Here is an 18,621-nt window from a genome sequence, read left to right as displayed (position 1 = left end):
GTGAAGAGAACGCCGAAGTCACGGATGTGCCTTCGGCGTTTTTGTTTTTATTGAACAATAAAGCCTAATAGTAAACGTTAATCACCACGATACGGTTGTATTCGTTGTGTACCTTTCACTAGAATCTATACAAACACCCTCATTACTGGATGTGCCGCGTGCCCACCATAGACGCTTTGGCCAATCGCCTTCAAAGTTACCTGTCACCGGAAAAAATCAATCGGGTGAAGCGGGCGTATTATTTTGCCGAGCAAGCGCACCAGGGCCAGAAGCGCGCCAGCGATGAACCCTATATCATTCACCCCCTGGCCGTAGCCAATGTGCTGGCCAAAATGCACATGGACCATCAAAGTTTGATGGCCGCCATGTTGCACGACGTGTTAGAAGACACCCCGATGACCCGTGAAGCCATGGCGCGGCAGTTCGGGGATGGTGTGGCCGATTTGGTGGACGGGGTCAGTAAGCTCACGCACTTGGAATTTGAAGATAAGCGCCATGAAATGGCGGAAAACTTTCAGAAAATGGCCATGGCCATGGCGAAAGACTTGCGGGTCATTCTGGTTAAACTTGCTGACCGCTTACATAACATGCGCACCTTGGGGCCGTTACGGCCCGATAAAAAGCGCCGCATTGCGCAAGAAACGCTTGATATCTATGCCCCCATCGCCCAGCGCTTAGGTATTAATGACATTCGCGTGGAATTAGAAAACCTCTCCTTTGCCGCCATATACCCCATGCGCGCGCGCAGTATTTCTGCGGCCATTACCAAGGTGCGTGGTAATCGCCGGGAGGTGGTGGAGCAAATTCAAGCTGCGCTGCATAAGCGGTTAGAAGAATTTACCCTATCGGGAGCTCAGGTCTACGGGCGTGAAAAACACCTGTACAGCATCTATCAGAAGATGAAGGAGCAGCATAAGCCCTTTAAAGACATCATGGACGTGTACGCTTTCCGCATCGTCACCGACTCTGTAGAAGACTGTTACAAAGCCTTGGGTGCGGTACACAGCCTGTTTAACCCCGTGTTCAAACGCTTCAAAGACTACATCGCCGTGCCCAAGGTAAACGGCTATCAGAGTTTGCACACCACCGTGATTGGGTACAACGGCATGCACATAGAGGTGCAGATTCGGACGCATGACATGGATGCCATGGCGAACCATGGTATCGCCGCGCACTGGCTGTACAAAGAAAATGATTCCGATAACCCCACTCCGGCCCAAGCGCGCGCGCGACGTTGGATTAACGGGCTATTAGAGATTCAACAGCAAGCCAACAGCAGCATTGAATTCATCGAGCATGTGAAGATCGACCTGTTCCCCGACGAAATCTACGTGTTCACGCCCAAAGGCCGCATTATGGAGTTGCCGAAAGGGGCGACGCCGGTGGACTTTGCCTACGCCGTGCATACCGATGTAGGCAATAGCTGTGTTGGGTGCTTGGTAAACCGAAAATACTGGCCGCTGAGCCAACCGCTGGAAAGTGGCGACTCGGTGAAAATCATCACCGCCAAATCCGCCCACCCGAACACCGCTTGGTTAAATTTCGTAGTAACCGGCAAAGCCAAAAGCGCCATTCGGCATTATTTGAAAACCATCCATCAGGCCGAATCGGAAGACATCGGGCGCAAGCTCCTAGCCAAAGCCATGGGGCAGTTTGAACTGGATATCAACGCGATCAGCGATGAGCAATGGCAAGCCTTATTGGACGATCTGGCCGTCCCCACGCTGACCGACTTGTTCAGTGATGTGGGCATGGGTATTCGACTCGGTTTTGTGGTGGCGCAGCGCTTGGCCCAGCAAGTCCGGCACGATGAAAACGTCACTGCCAGTGGCAAAGCTTCCGCCGTGGCCCTGCGCGGCACGGAAAAACTGATTCTGAATTACGCCAAATGCTGCGCGCCGATACCGGGCGACCCTATTGTGGGCGTGATCAGCAAAGGCAAGGGGCTGGTCATTCACCGCGAAACCTGTAAAAACATTGCTGACATTCGGGACGATCAACAACGCTGCGTGCATCTGGAATGGGACGATGACATGGGCGGCGACTTCCATGCCGAACTGCGCATCATCGTGCACAGCCAGCGCGGCGTGCTCGCTAATGTCGCCTCCGCGATTGCCAACGCCGCTTCAAACATCGACTCCGTGCACATGGAGGAGAAAGATGCCTCCGTCAGCCAGATTTTGGTCAGTGTCAGTGTCAATAACCGCGTGCACCTCGCTAACGTGATGCGCCGCGTGCGCCGCTTACCGGAAGTGGTGCGGGTATATCGGGTGTTGCGGTAGGATAATGTTTCAGGGAATTACGTAGCGGTCTATGAGTACACGCGGCTTTGCAGCCGCGCTTTTTATCCCATCAACCGTTGCTTACAGCGCATCCTCGTCGGTTTCGCCAGTACGAATTCGCACCACTTGTTCCAATTGGCTAACCCAAATCTTTCCGTCGCCAATCTTACCCGTGTTCGCCGCCTTGGTGATGGCTTCCAATACGGAATCCAATACGGCATCACTGACGGCGATTTCTACTTTCACTTTCGGCAGAAAATCGACTACGTATTCCGCGCCCCGGTAAAGTTCGGTGTGGCCTTTCTGGCGACCAAAGCCTTTTACTTCGGTAACGGTAATGCCTTGCACACCCATATCGGACAGTGATTCACGAACGTCGTCCAGTTTAAAAGGTTTGATGATGGCGGTGACCAGTTTCATAGCGTACTCCTGCGAAGAACAATAATGACGAGTTGATTGAACAATAGCACTTGGGCTTAGCTTAGCCAACGTTGCAATGTGCTGACGAACTGCGTTATGTCAATGGGATGGGTAATCCAAGCATCGATTCCGGCCGCGATACCCGCCGGTATATCGATATCATCCGCGTGGGCGGCCAACGCGATGATGGCGTGTTCGTACTGATGACGTTCGCGCATCCGTTGGGCGGTGACGATACCGCCTTGGGCGGGAATGTTTTGGCTCAACAGGATGGCGTCTGGTTGGTCGCCTGCACCCAGCAATGCCAGAGCCGCTTCGCCGGTGGCAACACTGTGGCTGCGGTGCCCCATCATGTGTAGCTGTTCGGCAATGAATTCAACGGTTAACGCATGGTCGTCGACGATGAGGACGGTGGCCACGAAATACTCCTAGCAACGGATAAGCGGCGCCAAATTAGCCTGAAAGGCAATGAACGCCCGCTTGGAGAGTGTAGCAGGAACCGAACGGCAGGCCACAAAAAAGGCACCCGAAGGTGCCTTTTGATCACACGTATACACGTGATTATTTGTTGGTGAACTCAGGATAAGCGTGCAAGCCGCATTCCGCCATGTCGACGCCATCGTACTCTTCTTCTTCAGTGACCCGAATACCCATGATGGCTTTCAGGATGAACCAGACGATCAAGGATGTTACGAAGACCCAAACGAAGATGGTCAACAGGCCGCCCAACTGGCCCATGAAGCTGGCACCGCTGAAGCAAACCGCCATCACACCCCAGATACCGACGACGCCGTGTACAGAGATGGCACCGACCGGATCGTCGATTTTCAGTTTGTCTAAGGTCAGGATAGAGAAGACCACCAATACACCGCCTACCGCACCGATCAGGGTAGCAACCAAGGCAGAAGACCATTGTGGGCCTGCGGTAATGGCAACCAAACCAGCCAATGCACCGTTCAGCAACATCGTCAAATCCGCTTTCTTGAACAGGAGCTTGGAAACGATCAGCGCTGCAATGGCACCACCGGAAGCGGCCATGTTGGTGTTCACGAATACGTTAGCGACTTCGTTCGCCACGTCGATGCCACCCAGCTTCAGGGTAGAACCACCGTTGAAACCGAACCAACCCATCCACAGGATGAAGGTACCCAGTGTTGCCAACGGCAGGTTTGCACCAGGAATCGCGTTGATTTCACCTTTGGCGCCGTATTTGCCTTTACGAGGACCCAGTACCAATACACCCGCCAAAGCTGCAGCAGCACCGGCCATGTGTACAATGCCTGAACCCGCGTAGTCGGAATAGTTCAGTTCGAACATACCGAATACAGAGTTACCATTCCAAGTCCACCCACCCTGCATGGGGTAGATGACGCCAGTCATGACAACGGCGAAGGCTAAGAAAGCCCACAACTTCATACGCTCAGCAACAGCACCTGACACGATGGACATGGCCGTGGCAACGAACACCACTTGGAAGAAGAAGTCGGAAGCGCCTGAGTATTCACCCATGTCCGCAAAACCGGATTCTGCAGAGGCGGCCAATACGGCTGCAGCGTCGGCAGGGCCAACGGTGCCGTTCAGGAACCAGCCGCCGCCGTACATGATGTCATAACCGACGATCATGTACATGACGCTGGCGATGGCGAACAGCGAAAAGTTCTTGGTCAGAATTTCGGTGGTGTTTTTCGACCGAACCAGACCCGATTCCAGCATGGCAAAGCCTGCTGCCATCCACATAACCAGAGCGCCACACACCAAGAAGTAGAAGGTGTCCATGGCGTACTGGAGTTCAAAAATATAATTCATCATTTCCATGGTAAGTACTCCTGACCCTTAAATGGCGTCGTTGCCGGTTTCACCGGTACGAATACGAATGGTTTGTTCAAGCGCCGACACAAAGATCTTGCCGTCGCCGATTTTGCCGGTATTGGCAGCCTTGGTAATGGCTTCCAGCACCTGATCCAGTGATTCGCTGGCAACAGCGATTTCTACTTTCACTTTCGGCAGGAAGTCGACTACGTATTCAGCACCCCGATACAGTTCAGTGTGCCCTTTCTGGCGGCCAAAACCCTTCACTTCTGTCACGGTGATGCCTTGCACACCGATGTCAGACAGGGCTTCACGTACATCGTCAAGCTTGAATGGCTTGATAATCGCAGTGACAAGTTTCATAGGACCCTTCTCCGTTTCACTGTTTGATTGCATACTCGGTTGAGCATGGTGTTCTAAAATGCTCCAAGCGATTGGGTTGAGGTCGGCGTGGCTGATACACTGATCGAACGCGGACCCCAGTCCGGACATGTGAGCATGTCTCAGGGTGTCTAAAGCACCGGCTGTGCCAACTTTGTCAAAGTGCCGTAAAATCAGGGCGCGTGAGGCTAAAAGGGGTGCGGGCAGGGGTTTTGCGCACCTATATGGTGCGCAAAGTTTGATCAGTGCGCGATGATGGTGCTTTATTTGTGAATGCTGTGCATCTGCGATCTACCATGGCGTGCTTTGGTGCGTCTTGTGGGTTGGCAGGTTCATTATCGGTGCGTGGCTCGGAGTCCGCACTAACTGAGGAGGGTGTAATGATGGGCCGGAATGATTTTAAGTCGCACTTGATGGCGGGTTTAACACAAGCGTTAAATCAAGGGCAGGTTTTGCGGGAAGGTGTCGAAGACAATGTTCAGGCATTGCTGCAAGCGCAGTTGGCGAAAATGGACGTGGTCACACGTGAAGAGTTTGAAACACAGCAAGTCATGCTGCGCAAAGCACAAGCGCAGTTAGAGGCACTGCAGGCACAAGTGGACGATTTGCTGAACGCTGACCGTGCTTAGAGCGTATGTTCTAAGGTGGTTGGAGCGTCGATGTTTTCTAAATAACGTTCCAGCTCGTGGCGCAGGGCGTGGGCTCTGAGGGGTTTGGTCAGGTAGCGGTGCATGCCGGCAGCAAGCGCGCGATCAATATGTTCGCGCATGGCGTGTGCGCTCAACCCGATGATCCAAGGTGTTCTTCCCTGGCGTGCCACCAATTGTCGCGTCGCTTCGTAGCCATCCATTAGTGGCATTTCACAATCCATAAAAACAAGGTCATAAGCTGTCTCTGTGCATTGGCTGAGGGCATCAAGACCATTCTCGGCCCAGTCAGGCCGAATGTTATAACGCGCTAACATGCCGTGTAGAACGCGATGATTGACCTGGTTATCTTCGACAATCAACACCTTTAGGTGTGCCAAATCCAAGGCGGGCAGGGTGTCTGTGTTGGATACCGGTAATTTTGGCGCGACCTGCTGCGTCACCAGGGCATCGGTCAGCTCATTTAAGGTAAATGGTTTGTGTAGGTAGGATAGGCGCTGAAATAAGGACTCCGATAAGTCAACGGGCAAATGCCGGGCGTGACCGCTGAGCACGACATGTAAGTCTGGATAGCGTGCCACCGCCCAAAGGGCAAGGTCGTGCCCCGCTTCGCCGGGCAGGCGTTCATCCACCACCAAGGCATCAAAACGTTGCTCCAGTGCGGCGCGCGTTTCAAGGCTGTTATGGGTGTGGGTGATGGTCCAGCCATAGCGTGTTGTCAATTCAGGTGTAATGTCGGCAAAGCCGGTAAAACGCGAAGCCACAAGCACGCGCAAGGTACTTTTTTCCGGACCGGGCAGCGCCTGCGGAGTGGCATCCGGTAGGGTAAATACGAATTCACTGCCGTCGCCCAATACACTGTGAAATGAAATTTCGCCACCCCACAGGGCAACCAGCCGCTTGACAATGGCGAGGCCCAGCCCAGTGCCGCCGTAGCGCCGGGTGATGGATGCGTCGGCTTGCTGAAAGGCATTAAATAAACCCGCGCGCTTGTCCGGTGCGATGCCGATGCCAGTATCTTTCACCCGAAACCGCAAGGTTAAACCCTGCTGATTGGCGGTGTTGGCAACCGGTTCCACAAACACCATAACGTAGCCATGGGTGGTGAATTTACAGGCATTACCCAGCAAGTTAATTAATACTTGGCGCAGCCGTGTTGGGTCGGCATGAATCCGTGCTGGTACGCGTGGATCTCGCCAGGCAGATAGGAAATAAGCTTTGTCTTGCGCGGTTTTATTAAACAGCTTAAGGCACTGATCTAGCAGCGGGTCTAATTCGACGGTCGTCGGCTCCAAGGCCACGCGGTCTGCTTCGAGCTTGGAGTAATCCAATATTTCATTCAATAAGGTCGTTAACAGTTCACCACTGTCGCGCAGCACTTTGAGGTGTTCGCGTTGTGCTGGGTTTAGCGGTGTCTCCTCCAATAAGTCGGCCATGCCGATGATGCCATTCATGGGGGTGCGGATTTCGTGGCTCATATTCGCCAGGAATTCCGTTTTCGTTTGCGCGGCATGCTCGGCGCTTTGGCGGGCTTGAATGAGAGCGCTTTCGTGTTCTTTTTGTTCTGTGATGTCGAAAAATAAACCGGAAAACCGCACCGGCCCGGCGGTTCCTTGAACCACATAACCCACTTGCTGAATGGTGCGTACGGAATTGTCCGTACGGCAAATCCGGTATTCCAAATCCAGTGTTTGGTCTTGGCTGACGGCGGCTTGGATCTGCTCTAGGGCGCTGGCTCGGTCATCCGGGTGCACCAATGCCTCCCATTGTTCTGCTTCAATCCATCGGCCTTCATGGCCTAGCCCGAACAGGCGCATGGTTTGTGCGTCCCAATAGGTGCGCCGCTCCAGCAGGAGTTGGTCAAACGTACCCGCCCCCGCTGCTTGAATGGTCAGTTGCAGCTTGTGCTCCTGTTCGCGCAGAATTTCGACGGTCTTTTCTAACGTGCGAGTTTTGCGCAGGTAGCGTTGCTTGAACCGCTGCAGGTTGTTTTCTTGTACGTTGGCGTGCTGCTCAGTTGTACGCACCTGTTGGCGCGCGGCGCGCCACTGACCGGCGAAATACAAAGCAACGCCCAACGTGGTTAGCCAGAGTATGCCCAGTGTGATGAGTACGGTAGTCATGCAAATTAACCGTCATTCCTTGGTATGCGTTTCCTATGCCGTGTTGCCTACGCGACCATGCTGCTATACTGGCCGACCGTTTAGCATTGACAGAGACTGGCCAACATTATGCAACAACAATCGCCCAGAGACGACCAGCAATCGGTTCGACCGTCATTTTTTTTCGCCCCGTTTTTTGCCTTCGTTGCGAGTGCGGTTTCTGCGCAGCGGGCAAAGCGTGCAGCGGTTGTTCTGTGTGTTGGGTTGGGCGTTGGTGTGTGGGGCCTGGCAACGGGAAGCCTGGCGCAAGAGCTTGCGCCTGAGCGCGGGGTCGACCGACCGATTCGCATTGCTTTACTGGATGATCAGGACCCGGTATTCCGGGAATATACTGCAGAGCAAAATCTCGGCTTTCGTTTAGGTATCGAATTTCTCACGGAAGGCGATATGACGTGGCAGGGTCGCGCTGTTGAATTGTCGGCGGTTCCGGTGGACGAATGGTTGCGTGACGACGACCGATTGCCGTACGCGGATGAGCTGCCTGAGCAAGCGTTTTGGATCGCGCCGGTGCAGGGCCGAAGTGCACATAGGGCGCTGCAATACGGCGCGGCCTATGACCGGGTGGTGCTGGTGCCGGGCAGCCCCGCCAACGAATTGCCCATTGCGGACAGCCCGCTGGCGTTTCGTACCTTTTACCGTTGGCAAGATGTAGACTTTGCGCTGTTCAACTGGGGCAGTGAGCAGGATGAGCTGATTTGGGTGAGTGCGGTAGAGAGTCCTGTAACCCCCGATTTCTTTTCCGTAGCAACCTTAAATGTGTCACCACGGGCCAGTGGTGCGACTGTGGTCGAAGAGATTCAGGCGGTTGCAGAAACCATGGCGGAGCCGGTTTTGGCCAGCAGTTGGCCAGTGTTGTTGGATTGGCTGCCCTTGTTGAATGCCGATGTGGGATTTGACCCGGCGAATATGTATTTCTGGCTTCCTGACCTGGCCGCGCTGGTGCCGCTGCGTGATTCACCAGGGCTGAAGGGCCTGACTTATTATTATTATGACCTGCCTGCCAATGAGATGAACGACTGGCTGGTGCGCACCATGTTGGCAGAGCATGACCGCCTGCCCAGTCATCACGTAGTGGCCGGTATGACGGCAGCCCTGGCGTTGTTGCAGGGTATTGCGATGGCTGATTCCGTTGACCCTAATGCGGTGGCGGAATTCATGACAACCCTGCGCTGGCAAACGCCGCGTGGTGAATTGTCATTCACGGTTGACGGGGAAACACGGCAACCGTTTTATCGCACCCAATTACGGCAACAGCCACAACTGGAATGGGCGCGCCCCATACTGTTCGACGATGCCTTGCCCGTTTGGACGCAGCCATAAAAGCACCGGATGGGACGGTTGTTAACAGCACCCTACCCCTAGGGTGTATTGCCACGCTGACTTGCATCCTTTAGTCTGCGCGCTAGTCACAGCTTGTTACGGACAGACTGTGGCCGCTGTTAATCTTGGCAACACAAGGATGATGAAGTGTCTCTGGCAACCCTGTATACACGTGCCGTTATTGGCGTCGAAGCGCCGCTGGTCACCGTGGAAGTCCATTTGTCGGGTGGTCTACCACAGATGGCTATCGTTGGCATGGCGGAAACCGCGGTGAAAGAAAGCAAGGATCGCGTGCGTTCGGCGCTGATCAATGCACAATTCGATTTTCCCGCCAGTCGTATCACCATCAATTTAGCACCTGCTGACTTACCCAAAGGGGGTGGCCGTTATGATCTGGCCATTGCCTTGGGCATTTTGGTGGCCAGCGGGCAGATTCCCGCCGCTGCCTTGCGTGATACGGAAGTGATGGGTGAATTGTCGTTGTCGGGAGAATTACGGCCGGTACAGGGCGTTCTACCGGCGGCCATGGCAGCGCAAAATGCCGGACGAACCCTGTTACTTCCCAGTGCGAATGCAGAAGAAATCGGGTTATTAACCGAGTGTCAGGCGTTTGCTGCCGATCACTTACTGACGTTGTGTGGCCATTTACGTGGACAGGCCCCTTTGTTGCCCGTGCCCACACAGCGGCCGGAGGCGATACATATCGCGGCCGATATGGCCGACATCAAAGGTCAGCCACAGGCCCGAAAAGCGTTGGAAGTGGCCGCCGCCGGAGGCCACAATTTGTTGTTCTTTGGCCCGCCAGGAACTGGCAAGACGCTTTTGGCCAGTCGTCTGCCCGGTATTCTACCCGCGTTATCGACCGCCGAAGCCTTAGATGTGGCCGCTATCAAATCCATCACCGGGCAAGCCATTCAGTGGGGGCAAAGGCCATTCCGTGCACCACATCACACATGCTCTGGTGCGGCCCTGGTGGGTGGCGGCTCAGTACCTCGTCCGGGTGAAATAACCCTAGCCCACCATGGCGTGTTGTTTTTGGATGAGCTGACCGAGTTCAACCGCTCTACCTTGGACGTGCTGCGCGAGCCACTGGAGTCCGGCGAAATCGTCATTTCCCGCGCGGCGCGCAAAACGACTTTCCCTGCCCGTTTTCAGTTGGTTGCGGCCATGAACCCAACGCCGGGTGGTTATGGCGCGAATGATCAGCGTTCACGGGGCTATACCCCAGATCAGTTGCAACGTTATTTGAGTCGTCTGAGTGGGCCATTTTTGGATCGTATCGACCTCTACGTAGAGGTGCCAACCGTTCCGCCACAGGTATTGCAAGGCAGGACGGCGGGAGAAGGCTCCGCCGCCGTGCGCGAACGCGTGCAGCGCGCATGGGAGCGTCAGCAAGCACGCCAACAAAAGCAAAACCGGGATTTGACGTCAACCGAGTTGTACGAGTTGGGCATGCTCGCTCCCGAGCAGAGACAGCTTATTATTGATCTGGCTGAACGTTTTCGGCTCAGTGCACGGGCCCAACATCGCATCGAAAAAGTGGCTTTAACCCTAGCTGATTTGGAAGGCGCGACCAGCATCACGAAAGCGCATCTGATCGAGGCGCTTAATTTACGCCAATTGGACCGCTTAGGCGTAGCGACATAACCAGCCAGCGGCTCACTGGCCGGTATGAACGCCACTGAGATTAACGGGTAGAAGTATTTTGTCGATCAGTTGCAGTACTTCCCACATGGGGCGAGGTTCACTGAACAAATAGCCCTGAACCTGATCGCAACCATTACCCAGTAGGAAATTAAGTTGCGTATCATCCTCTACGCCCTCAGCCACCACCTGCATGTTCAGGTCGTGCGCCAGATTAATGATGGAGCGCACAATGGAATCCGCTTCGTGGTCCAAGGACACCCGCTGAGTAAAACTGCGGTCGATCTTGATCGTACTGATGGGGTATTGGCGAATATGCGCCAGTGATGAATAGCCTGTACCGAAGTCGTCCAGCGATATGGTCACGCCCAAAGCGGTGACTTGATTCAGGGTATCTAAGGCGCTTTCCGGTTCCGTCAGCATGGTGGTTTCGGTCAGCTCGAACTCAAGGCAGTTGAGATTGACGTTAGCTTCCTGTAATAACCGGGGTAAGGCTTTACAAAAGGGTTCATCCTGCAATTGTCGGAACGACAGATTGGTGGCAATAGAGACATCGAACAAACCATGGTCTACTAAGGTTTGCATGTCTTTGCAGACCTGTTCGATGATCCAATAGCCGATGGGTACGATGACGCCACTGCTTTCCGCTGCAGTGATAAAATGTTGCGGAGACAGTAAGCCTTGGGTGGGATGCCGCCAGCGTATCAGTGCCTCCATGCCCAAAATGTTGCGTTGGCGCAAGCATACCTTGGGCTGGTAAAACAGCTCGAATTCGCCGCGCCGTAACGCCAGTCGAAGCGCTTGCTCCATGTTTTCCGACCAATCATCCACGGCGCCTTGTTCATAGCGATAAATGCTGATATCGCGCCCTTTGGCGGTGTGCATGGCAGCGTGGGCGTGGCGCATCAACTCTTCCGCACTGCCCATGGTTTCCGGGTAAATCACCATGCCGATGTCGGCGGAAATTCGCACACTTTCATTGTGTACCCGAAAGGGGTCGTCAAACACGGCGCGAATGCGCGTGGCGACCCGTTGCGCGGCATCGATGCTGGACAATTGTTCCAGCAACACAAAAAATTCATCGCCCCCAAGGCGGGCGATTTTGGCTAACGGGCCAAGGGTACTTTTGAGGCGCAAAGAAACAAAGGACAGCAATTGGTCCGCAAAGCTAAACCCATAGTGCTGGTTGATGTCGTTAAAGCCGCGCAGGTCGAGCGCCAATAGCGCTACCATGCGGCCATTGACACCGACATTAAATAACGCCTGATCCGTGGCCTCTAAAAAGCCACGGTTGCTCAGCAGTCCGGTCAGACCGTCGTAGTGGCTTTGGCGCTGCAACATGTGTTGCTGTTTAATGGCGCGGTCGACGCTACGTTGCAGGCGATGCGGGGCTAATTCATCGGCGTAAAGCACTTCCCGGATGCCTTGTGCGGCATAGGATTCCAAGGACTGGTGCTGAACACTGGGGTCAATGTAGGCAATCCACGCTTTGCGTGAACCGTATTGCATCAAGTAGTGGGAACTGCGGGTGGACGGCTGGAAAATGACGACGGTGGTGTCGTCAATAACGCCCGGGTCTTGTATATTGCCGAGCACAGTGAAGCCTGCCCCACTCAACGCGCGTGAGAGAGTTTCTGTAACTACGCTGTGCTCTATGCACAGACAAACAGCAATCTCTATGGTGTTCTGCATTCGTAAATATCTTAAATCTGCCAAGCAGATAAATGGCAATCAACAGCACAAGGCCGGTCATTGTGTGTTCAGTGGCACACATTTTTTGAGCAGCTGTCCATGCCAACGTCAGCGAACATCTCATAAGTTGATCGAAAAATCCACTGCAATACGTAACCGGTTAGGTAGAATTGGCATCCGATTAGATAAAAGTTGTATGAGGTAGTCGCGTTTTGACGCAATTGAACGATCGCCAAGCGGAGTCCGTGCGCTACATCGATGGTCCGTTACTGGTATTGGCCGGGGCGGGCAGTGGTAAAACCAGCGTGATCACGCAAAAAATCGCCTATTTGATCGAGCACTGCAATTACGCGGCACGGCACATTGTGGCCGTTACTTTCACCAATAAAGCCGCGCGTGAGATGAAGGCGCGGGTCGGTCAGTTGATCAACGGGCCCGCGGCACGGGGCTTAACGGTGTCGACGTTTCATAATTTAGGTTTGAACATCTTACGCCGCGAAGCAGCGGTGGCAGGATTGAAAGCCAACTTTACCTTGTTTGATCAGGCCGATGCCTTTGCGTTAATCAAAGATATTCTGAGCCGTGACTTCCCCGATGAGTTAGACCAAGCCGGACATATCCAGCACGTCATCTCGAATTGGAAAAATGATATGGTCAGTGCCGAACGCGCGTTGAGTTTTGCCAAAGACGACGATGCCGTGATTGCCGCACAGGTCTATGCTCAATATGCCCGCTTATTGCGCGCCTATAATGCGGTGGATTTCGATGATCTTATCCGGTTGCCGACGGAATTGTTCCAACAGCACCCGGAGGTGTTGGCACGTTGGCAGAAAAAAGTACGTTATTTGCTGGTGGATGAATATCAAGACACCAACATCAGTCAATACATCTTGGTAAAGCTGCTGGTCGCGGGCAGTAACCGCTTTACCGTGGTAGGTGACGATGATCAGTCCATTTATTCCTGGCGCGGTGCGCGACCGGAAAACCTAGCCAAACTGCAAGACGACTTCCCCGGCCTAAAGGTGGTGAAGCTGGAGCAAAATTATCGTTCTACCCGACGCATTCTGAAAGCCGCCAACCAGGTCATCGATAACAATCCGCATGTATTCACCAAGACCCTGTGGAGCGATATGGGTGAAGGGAAGATGATTCGGGTTATCCGGACAGCGAATGAAGAAGCCGAAGTGGAGCGCATCGCTAACGACATTTTAAGCACCAAATTGCAGGGCAAAAAAGAATACAAGGATTTCGCCGTGCTTTATCGCGGTAACCACCAAGCGCGCCTGTTGGAAATCAAGTTGCAGCAAAGCCGGATTCCCTATCAGATCAGTGGTGGTACGTCGTTCTTTGCCCGCGCTGAAGTCAAAGACATGATGGCCTATCTACGGTTGTTGATTAACCCGGATGACGATGCGGCTTTCTTGCGTGTCATCAATACGCCACGCCGCGAAATCGGGGCGGCTACTCTGGAAAAGCTGGGGCTGTATTGCGGCGCGCACAATCTCAGCTTGTTTCAAGGTTCGGGCGAGGCTGGCTTGCAACAGCATTTGCAAGGTAAGGCGTTGCAGCGCTTGCATTCGTTCTCGGAATGGCTCGACCACAAACGACAGCAATTAATGAGTGCTGAGCAACCGATCGCCGTCATCAAGGAGCTGATTTATGACATGGATTATGAAAGTTGGCTGCGGCAAGACAGTACCTCCAGTGGTGTTGCGGAAAAGCGGATGGCGAACGTTTGGCATTTGATGGATGGTCTGCAATCGATACTCGAGCGTCAGGACGATGAATCAGATGAGCCGGAAGTCGCCGTAGAAGACGCCATCGCCCGCTTGGTGCTGCGGGATATGTTAGACCGGCAGGAAGAGGACGAACAAACCAATGCCGTGCAATTAATGACGCTGCATGCCTCAAAAGGTTTGGAGTTTCCTTGTGTGTTTATGATGGGGCTGGAAGAAGAGTTATTGCCCCACCGCAACAGCATCGAGTCGGACGACATCGAAGAGGAACGACGATTGATGTATGTAGGCATCACGCGGGCGCGCGAACAGCTCGTACTGACCTACGCAGCGCGGCGCCGACAGTTTGGTGAAGTGGTGGATGTCATGCCGAGTCGGTTTTTGGACGAAATGCCGCAAGATGACTTGGAATGGGAGGGGTTGCAGGCGCCGAGTAAAGAACAGAATCAAGCGCAAGGACGACGCACGCTGGATTCTCTGTTTGCGATGTTAGACGACTAAACCGTCAGCAAATTCAGGACTTGTTGACGTTGTTGGTCGTCAACCGCATTGGATGATCGGACCAAAGGCTCGGTTTCCGCTTCAACAATCCGCGCGACCAAGGCTTCTGCCTGATCCGGCGTGCGCAAAGGTTCGCTGTTGGGGCTTAAGCGCGCGTCTTGTTGGGCATTAAACGTGGCTTCGAGACGTTCTTCCTGCGTTGCTAAATCGTCCTGCACGCTGCCGATCGCCGCCAGTCCCGCATCCAGATCTTCCTCGGTCGCCAGGTTGGCTTGATCTGTCGTGCGCTCTAAGGTGCTAATAAACTCGGAGCGTAGGCTCTGGTCAACCAGTAAATCACGTTCCGGGGCGCTGAAGATCGTGCCTTCGCGCTGGGACAATTGGGCGCGTTCATCTTGCAAATTTCGCTGAACCGCGGTGGTGTCCGAGCCGGTTTCGCGGTCAATACGCACCAAATCTCGTTGTTCAACCAAGCTGCTTTCTACCTGATTCAGCGCTTCACGCGCGATCTGGGTGGCCGCCACACGATCCAGCAGTTGCTGGCGCTCACCCTGTTGTGGGGCAAATGCCGCGACCTGCACATCGGCATTGGCCGCGACGGCGTCCGTGCGCGGCGTAGCTTGCTCGCGCGCCAAGGCTGGGTTATCGTCCCGACGCACCGCGCCGGTTAACGATGGTAAATTTACGGCGCTGGCTAAATTGGTTGCTTCAACGGTCATGTGGCACTCCTGACTAAGATACTGACTAGGATTGCGCTTAATCCACACATTCAGGGTCAGATGCTTTGGCTTACGAGTATAGTCTATTTTTTGCGCAATTCTGTAACAGAATGTATAAACTGACGCCTATGAACCCTAACTTTACATCGTCCTTTCGTTATCTGAGCCGTAGTCTGCGAAAGGCACTGGGTGGCGCGTGGATCGCCTTGCTTTTGTCCAATCTCGGTTGGGCGTCTGCTTATCAGTTGCAGCCGATTTGGTCACAGCTTCCGCAGTTGACCTCAGCGGTCTACTTGCCACATCGGCCGCACCAGTGGTTGGGCGGATTAAAGACCGGCGAAATGTATTGGCTGCACGATGTGAGTGGTCGCTCAGAAATCATCCATCGCTTCGCCGTAAACACCGCCTCTGAAATGGGCTTGCTGGCGATCCAGCTACACCCCGATTTTCCTGTCGACCCAAGGGTCTTCGTTTTAGTTAACCCCGCCGGAAATGCCCTGAGTACTGAACTGCAACAATGGCGCTGGCAGCACGCGCCAGGGCAGATGCCAACATTGACCCAGCCTGAAGTGCTTTTGACGGTTCCGCAGCCTAATGTGGATCACAAAGGGGGCGGCTTGATGTTTGGCGCCGACGGTTACCTTTACATTGGCTTGGGTGATGGTGGGTCGCTCAACAACGGTTTAAATGTCGCGCAAAATGGTCGAAGTTGGCTCGGCAAGGTGCTGCGCATTGACATTAATCAGCGACGCTTAGGCATTCCCTACAGTATTCCGGCTGATAATCCATTTATGAATACGCCAGGTTATTTGCCTGAAATATGGGCGCTTGGGGTGCGCAATCCAACGCATTTCGCCTTGGACGCCAGTGCGCAGCTTTGGGTAGTGGATGCAGGGCCGGAAGGGACCAATGAAATCAATCGCCTCTCAATAGGTAGCAATTTGGGTTGGCGCTGCATGGATGGTGAGCGGCGCTTATTCAGTCATGCTGAGTGCGCGCCAGGTGAGTTTCAGGCGCCCCTATATGCCTTTCAAGGAAATGGGATGCGACGCATGACGGGCGGTGTCTGGTATCGCGGCGAGTCCATGCCCGAGCTGGAGCAGCGCTTTTTGTTCGCTGATTTCAATGAAGGTGCTTTACAGGCAATGTCCGCAACCGGGGAGGTGCAAACGTTTTTGCGTGCCGATCTCAATCCGTCGGCCTTTATTGAGCGCCCTGATGGTGCCGTGTTACTGGCCGATTTCTTGAGCGGAAAAATCTATCAACTCGTGCATGCTTCACAAACTGCTGACCACGACCAACAGCTTGGTGAGCATGAGGCTGATCATTTGCAGCCAGCGCAGCCGTAAATACCAAGGTTGCATGTACTGAGAAATTTGCCCCCAACTTTCTTGCCACACCAAAAGGCCTAGGGCGAGCAGCAAGGGAAAGACAGACCACATAGGCCACAAGAGCGCCAGGATGCCCAAGACGAGCGTAGAAATAGCGGTATAGATCGACGCTGGCCAGTGCCGGTCGTCGCAGAGTTCATCTTGCCACTGTGCCATTGCCCAATGATACGCCCCAAGTTGAATGACCACGGCGGTGGCGAAGATGTGATAAAAACGGCTGATCAGCGCCTGGCCGGCCCAAGGGTCAAGCAACAGCAAAACGGCTGAGCCCCATAACGCCAGATGAGACAGCAAATGAATAACAACGGTGAGGCGGATGAGCCGCATAAAAGTGTGTCCGCATTGAACGAAAGGGTGAATAAGGGTTTCTGTGCAAGTCTTTACGAAGCAACAGCACTTCTGGTTTTGCCGTACGCCCAATCAATTCGATAAAAAATACGAGAAACAGCCATGGCCCTCAAAAATACCACTGCCCCGGTTCGCTGGGGCGTACTCGGTTCCTCTGGCATCGTAGATGCCTTTATGGCGGATTTGCCGTATACCCAAAACATGCGTGTCGATGCCGTGTGTTCACGCACGACAGAGGGCGCGCAGCGGTTTGCGCAGAAATACGGTACGCCTCACACCTTTACGGATGTGTCAGCAATGGTCCAGAGTGGTCGTATCGATGCCCTATACATCGCCGTGCCACACAGCCACCACAAGGCCGCTGCATGCACAGCTTTACGCGCCGGAGTGGCCGTACTGGTGGAAAAGCCTGCGACCATAACGGTGGCAGAGTGGGATGAACTGGTAGCCTTGGCCCAGCAAAACAACACCTTTCTGATGGAAGCCCTGTGGACCGATTTTGTACCGGGTATGGCGGCGGCACAACAGGCCGTAGCCGAGGGGAAAATTGGTACCTTGCGTTCGCTTGAGGTGAGCTTTGGGTTTACTGCGCCGGATGACCCGAAAGGTCGTCTTTTGAATCCCGATTTGGCCGGTGGGGCGCTGTGGGATATCGGTATTTACGGCCTGTACCATGCGTGGCGCTGGCTGGGCGAACCGGAAACATGGTCGGTTCAACGTGTGCTCGCCAGCACCGGTGTTGATCTGCGCGACACTGTGGATTTGGCCTATACGGACGGGCGCGTTGCCCGCATGCATTTCGCATTGGATCGTGAAATGCCCAAAGAGGTCGTTTTGCATGGCACGCGCGGCTGGTTGCGCATCAGTGACATCTATAACGCGGCACGGGTCGTGTTGGGCGGTAGTTCCGGCCCGGAGGAGGTCATCTATGAGCGTCTGGATGCTGCTGGAGGTTGGTGCTATGAAATGCAGCATGTCACCGACTGTTTACAGCAAGGGCTGGTAGAAAGTCCGCGTTGGCGCTGGTCTGACACCCGACAAATGCAATTATGGGTGGCGAACGTGCAGGCGCTTTGGGGTAAAGAGCACGCTTGATGCTTGGAATCTGTTTATTCGCCCATACAATACGCCTTACGGTTACCGCCTGCACGTCAAGCGTGCGCAGAGGACAGTATGAGTGATACCCAGGTGCGGCTCGATAAATGGTTGTGGGCTGCCCGTTTTTTTAAAACCCGTAGTTTGGCCAAAACCGCTGTCGAAGGCGGCAAGGTTCATTACGATGGCGCGCGTGCAAAACCCAGCCGCACGGTAGAGTTGGGCGCGACCTTACGGTTGCGCCAGGGTTGGGATGAAAAAACGGTGGTGGTGCGTGGGCTCAGTGAGCAACGTGGGCCTGCCAGCGTCGCCCAAACGCTTTATGAAGAAACTGCAGACAGCATCGCCCGCCGAACCGCCAGTGCGGAGTTGCGCCGCCAAGCCCAAGCCGCCACTGCTGCACCGGAACAGCGCCCGAACAAAAAGCAGCGCCGCGACATCATGCGGTTCAAAGATCAGCATTCAGACAGTTAA

The 18,621-nt window shown here is 54.2% G+C and carries 16 protein-coding genes; 8 read left to right on the top strand and 8 right to left on the bottom strand.

Annotated features, from left to right (window positions below; translation table 11 throughout):
- Positions 1–158 precede the first annotated feature (158 nt).
- Entirely contained in the window at positions 159–2,282 is a 2,124-nt protein-coding gene (gene spoT / locus ACFOSD_RS03850) for a bifunctional GTP diphosphokinase/guanosine-3',5'-bis pyrophosphate 3'-pyrophosphohydrolase (protein ID WP_380693354.1), read from the top strand.
- Between the two features lie 81 nt (positions 2,283–2,363).
- Here spoT and glnK (ACFOSD_RS03845) read toward each other — a convergent pair whose 3' ends face one another.
- The 4 genes from glnK (ACFOSD_RS03845) to glnK (ACFOSD_RS03830) all read right to left on the bottom strand — a co-directional run bounded on the left by glnK (ACFOSD_RS03845) (position 2,364) and on the right by glnK (ACFOSD_RS03830) (position 4,874).
- Entirely contained in the window at positions 2,364–2,702 is a 339-nt protein-coding gene (gene glnK, locus ACFOSD_RS03845) for a P-II family nitrogen regulator (RefSeq protein ID WP_380693356.1), read from the bottom strand.
- A gap of 56 nt (positions 2,703–2,758) precedes the next feature.
- Positions 2,759–3,121 carry a response regulator gene (locus tag ACFOSD_RS03840; protein WP_380693358.1) on the bottom strand — a complete coding sequence of 121 codons (363 nt, stop codon included), beginning with the start codon at positions 3,119–3,121 and terminating at the stop codon, positions 2,759–2,761.
- Positions 3,122–3,263: 142 nt separating this feature from the next.
- Positions 3,264–4,511: an ammonium transporter gene (locus ACFOSD_RS03835; protein WP_380694956.1), complete on the bottom strand. Its 1,248-nt coding sequence runs from the start codon at positions 4,509–4,511 to the stop codon at positions 3,264–3,266.
- Positions 4,512–4,535: 24 nt separating this feature from the next.
- Complete coding sequence (glnK, locus tag ACFOSD_RS03830) at positions 4,536–4,874, bottom strand: P-II family nitrogen regulator (RefSeq protein WP_304995681.1); 339 nt, start codon at positions 4,872–4,874, stop codon at positions 4,536–4,538.
- Positions 4,875–5,272: 398 nt separating this feature from the next.
- Here glnK (ACFOSD_RS03830) and ACFOSD_RS03825 point away from each other — a divergent pair, with 398 nt between their 5' ends.
- A complete protein-coding gene (locus tag ACFOSD_RS03825) occupies positions 5,273–5,521 on the top strand; it encodes an accessory factor UbiK family protein (RefSeq protein WP_380693362.1) in 249 nt (82 codons plus the stop codon).
- On the opposite strand, the gene ACFOSD_RS03820 is transcribed toward ACFOSD_RS03825, so the two are convergent.
- Positions 5,518–7,662 carry a response regulator gene (locus ACFOSD_RS03820; RefSeq protein ID WP_380693364.1) on the bottom strand — a complete coding sequence of 715 codons (2,145 nt, stop codon included), beginning with the start codon at positions 7,660–7,662 and terminating at the stop codon, positions 5,518–5,520. The two genes, ACFOSD_RS03825 and ACFOSD_RS03820, sit on opposite strands and share 4 nt — an antisense overlap.
- 108 nt (positions 7,663–7,770) lie before the next feature.
- On the opposite strand from ACFOSD_RS03820, the gene ACFOSD_RS03815 reads away from it, so the two are divergent.
- Positions 7,771–9,021, top strand: coding sequence for an ABC transporter substrate-binding protein (locus tag ACFOSD_RS03815; protein WP_380693366.1), 1,251 nt, complete (start codon positions 7,771–7,773; stop codon positions 9,019–9,021).
- Positions 9,022–9,168: 147 nt separating this feature from the next.
- Complete coding sequence (locus ACFOSD_RS03810; RefSeq protein ID WP_380693368.1) at positions 9,169–10,668, top strand: YifB family Mg chelatase-like AAA ATPase; 1,500 nt, start codon at positions 9,169–9,171, stop codon at positions 10,666–10,668.
- Between the two features lie 12 nt (positions 10,669–10,680).
- On the opposite strand, the gene ACFOSD_RS03805 is transcribed toward ACFOSD_RS03810, so the two are convergent.
- Complete coding sequence (locus ACFOSD_RS03805; RefSeq protein ID WP_380693370.1) at positions 10,681–12,357, bottom strand: putative bifunctional diguanylate cyclase/phosphodiesterase; 1,677 nt, start codon at positions 12,355–12,357, stop codon at positions 10,681–10,683.
- Between the two features lie 212 nt (positions 12,358–12,569).
- Between ACFOSD_RS03805 and rep the strand changes: the two genes are divergently transcribed.
- Positions 12,570–14,594: a DNA helicase Rep gene (gene rep / locus ACFOSD_RS03800; protein ID WP_380693373.1), complete on the top strand. Its 2,025-nt coding sequence runs from the start codon at positions 12,570–12,572 to the stop codon at positions 14,592–14,594.
- On the opposite strand, the gene ACFOSD_RS03795 is transcribed toward rep, so the two are convergent.
- Entirely contained in the window at positions 14,591–15,313 is a 723-nt protein-coding gene (locus ACFOSD_RS03795; protein WP_380693375.1) for a hypothetical protein, read from the bottom strand. The genes rep and ACFOSD_RS03795 overlap by 4 nt on opposite strands.
- A 128-nt stretch (positions 15,314–15,441) precedes the next feature.
- Between ACFOSD_RS03795 and ACFOSD_RS03790 the strand changes: the two genes are divergently transcribed.
- On the top strand, positions 15,442–16,662 hold the full coding sequence (locus ACFOSD_RS03790; RefSeq protein ID WP_380693377.1) for a PQQ-dependent sugar dehydrogenase: 1,221 nt from the start codon (positions 15,442–15,444) through the stop codon (positions 16,660–16,662).
- Here the strand turns inward: ACFOSD_RS03790 and ACFOSD_RS03785 are convergent.
- Positions 16,591–17,031, bottom strand: coding sequence for a hypothetical protein (locus ACFOSD_RS03785; protein ID WP_380693379.1), 441 nt, complete (start codon positions 17,029–17,031; stop codon positions 16,591–16,593). The two genes, ACFOSD_RS03790 and ACFOSD_RS03785, sit on opposite strands and share 72 nt — an antisense overlap.
- A gap of 123 nt (positions 17,032–17,154) precedes the next feature.
- On the opposite strand from ACFOSD_RS03785, the gene ACFOSD_RS03780 reads away from it, so the two are divergent.
- Both ACFOSD_RS03780 and hslR read left to right on the top strand, forming a co-directional pair.
- Complete coding sequence (locus ACFOSD_RS03780; RefSeq protein ID WP_380693381.1) at positions 17,155–18,147, top strand: Gfo/Idh/MocA family protein; 993 nt, start codon at positions 17,155–17,157, stop codon at positions 18,145–18,147.
- A gap of 78 nt (positions 18,148–18,225) precedes the next feature.
- Positions 18,226–18,621, top strand: coding sequence for a ribosome-associated heat shock protein Hsp15 (hslR, locus tag ACFOSD_RS03775; RefSeq protein WP_380693383.1), 396 nt, complete (start codon positions 18,226–18,228; stop codon positions 18,619–18,621).

It is taken from the genome of Salinispirillum marinum, assembly GCF_042650105.1.
Lineage (GTDB): Bacteria > Pseudomonadota > Gammaproteobacteria > Pseudomonadales > Natronospirillaceae > Salinispirillum > Salinispirillum marinum.
The sequence above is the reverse complement of the archived record's forward strand: the minus strand, read 5'-3'. Positions and strand labels throughout refer to the sequence as shown.

What these genes read in the sequence shown, in the direction of transcription:
- ACFOSD_RS03780 (WP_380693381.1), top strand. Translation starts at nt 17,155, where the DNA reads ATGGCCCTCAAAAATACCACTGCCCCGGTTCGCTGGGGCGTACTCGGT.
- ACFOSD_RS03820 (WP_380693364.1), bottom strand. Translation starts at nt 7,662, where the DNA reads ATGACTACCGTACTCATCACACTGGGCATACTCTGGCTAACCACGTTG.
- ACFOSD_RS03790 (WP_380693377.1), top strand. Translation starts at nt 15,442, where the DNA reads ATGAACCCTAACTTTACATCGTCCTTTCGTTATCTGAGCCGTAGTCTG.
- ACFOSD_RS03825 (WP_380693362.1), top strand. Translation starts at nt 5,273, where the DNA reads ATGATGGGCCGGAATGATTTTAAGTCGCACTTGATGGCGGGTTTAACA.
- ACFOSD_RS03805 (WP_380693370.1), bottom strand. Translation starts at nt 12,357, where the DNA reads ATGCAGAACACCATAGAGATTGCTGTTTGTCTGTGCATAGAGCACAGC.
- ACFOSD_RS03835 (WP_380694956.1), bottom strand. Translation starts at nt 4,511, where the DNA reads ATGATGAATTATATTTTTGAACTCCAGTACGCCATGGACACCTTCTAC.
- glnK (WP_304995681.1), bottom strand. Translation starts at nt 4,874, where the DNA reads ATGAAACTTGTCACTGCGATTATCAAGCCATTCAAGCTTGACGATGTA.
- glnK (WP_380693356.1), bottom strand. Translation starts at nt 2,702, where the DNA reads ATGAAACTGGTCACCGCCATCATCAAACCTTTTAAACTGGACGACGTT.
- hslR (WP_380693383.1), top strand. Translation starts at nt 18,226, where the DNA reads ATGAGTGATACCCAGGTGCGGCTCGATAAATGGTTGTGGGCTGCCCGT.
- ACFOSD_RS03815 (WP_380693366.1), top strand. Translation starts at nt 7,771, where the DNA reads ATGCAACAACAATCGCCCAGAGACGACCAGCAATCGGTTCGACCGTCA.
- ACFOSD_RS03785 (WP_380693379.1), bottom strand. Translation starts at nt 17,031, where the DNA reads ATGCGGCTCATCCGCCTCACCGTTGTTATTCATTTGCTGTCTCATCTG.
- ACFOSD_RS03795 (WP_380693375.1), bottom strand. Translation starts at nt 15,313, where the DNA reads ATGACCGTTGAAGCAACCAATTTAGCCAGCGCCGTAAATTTACCATCG.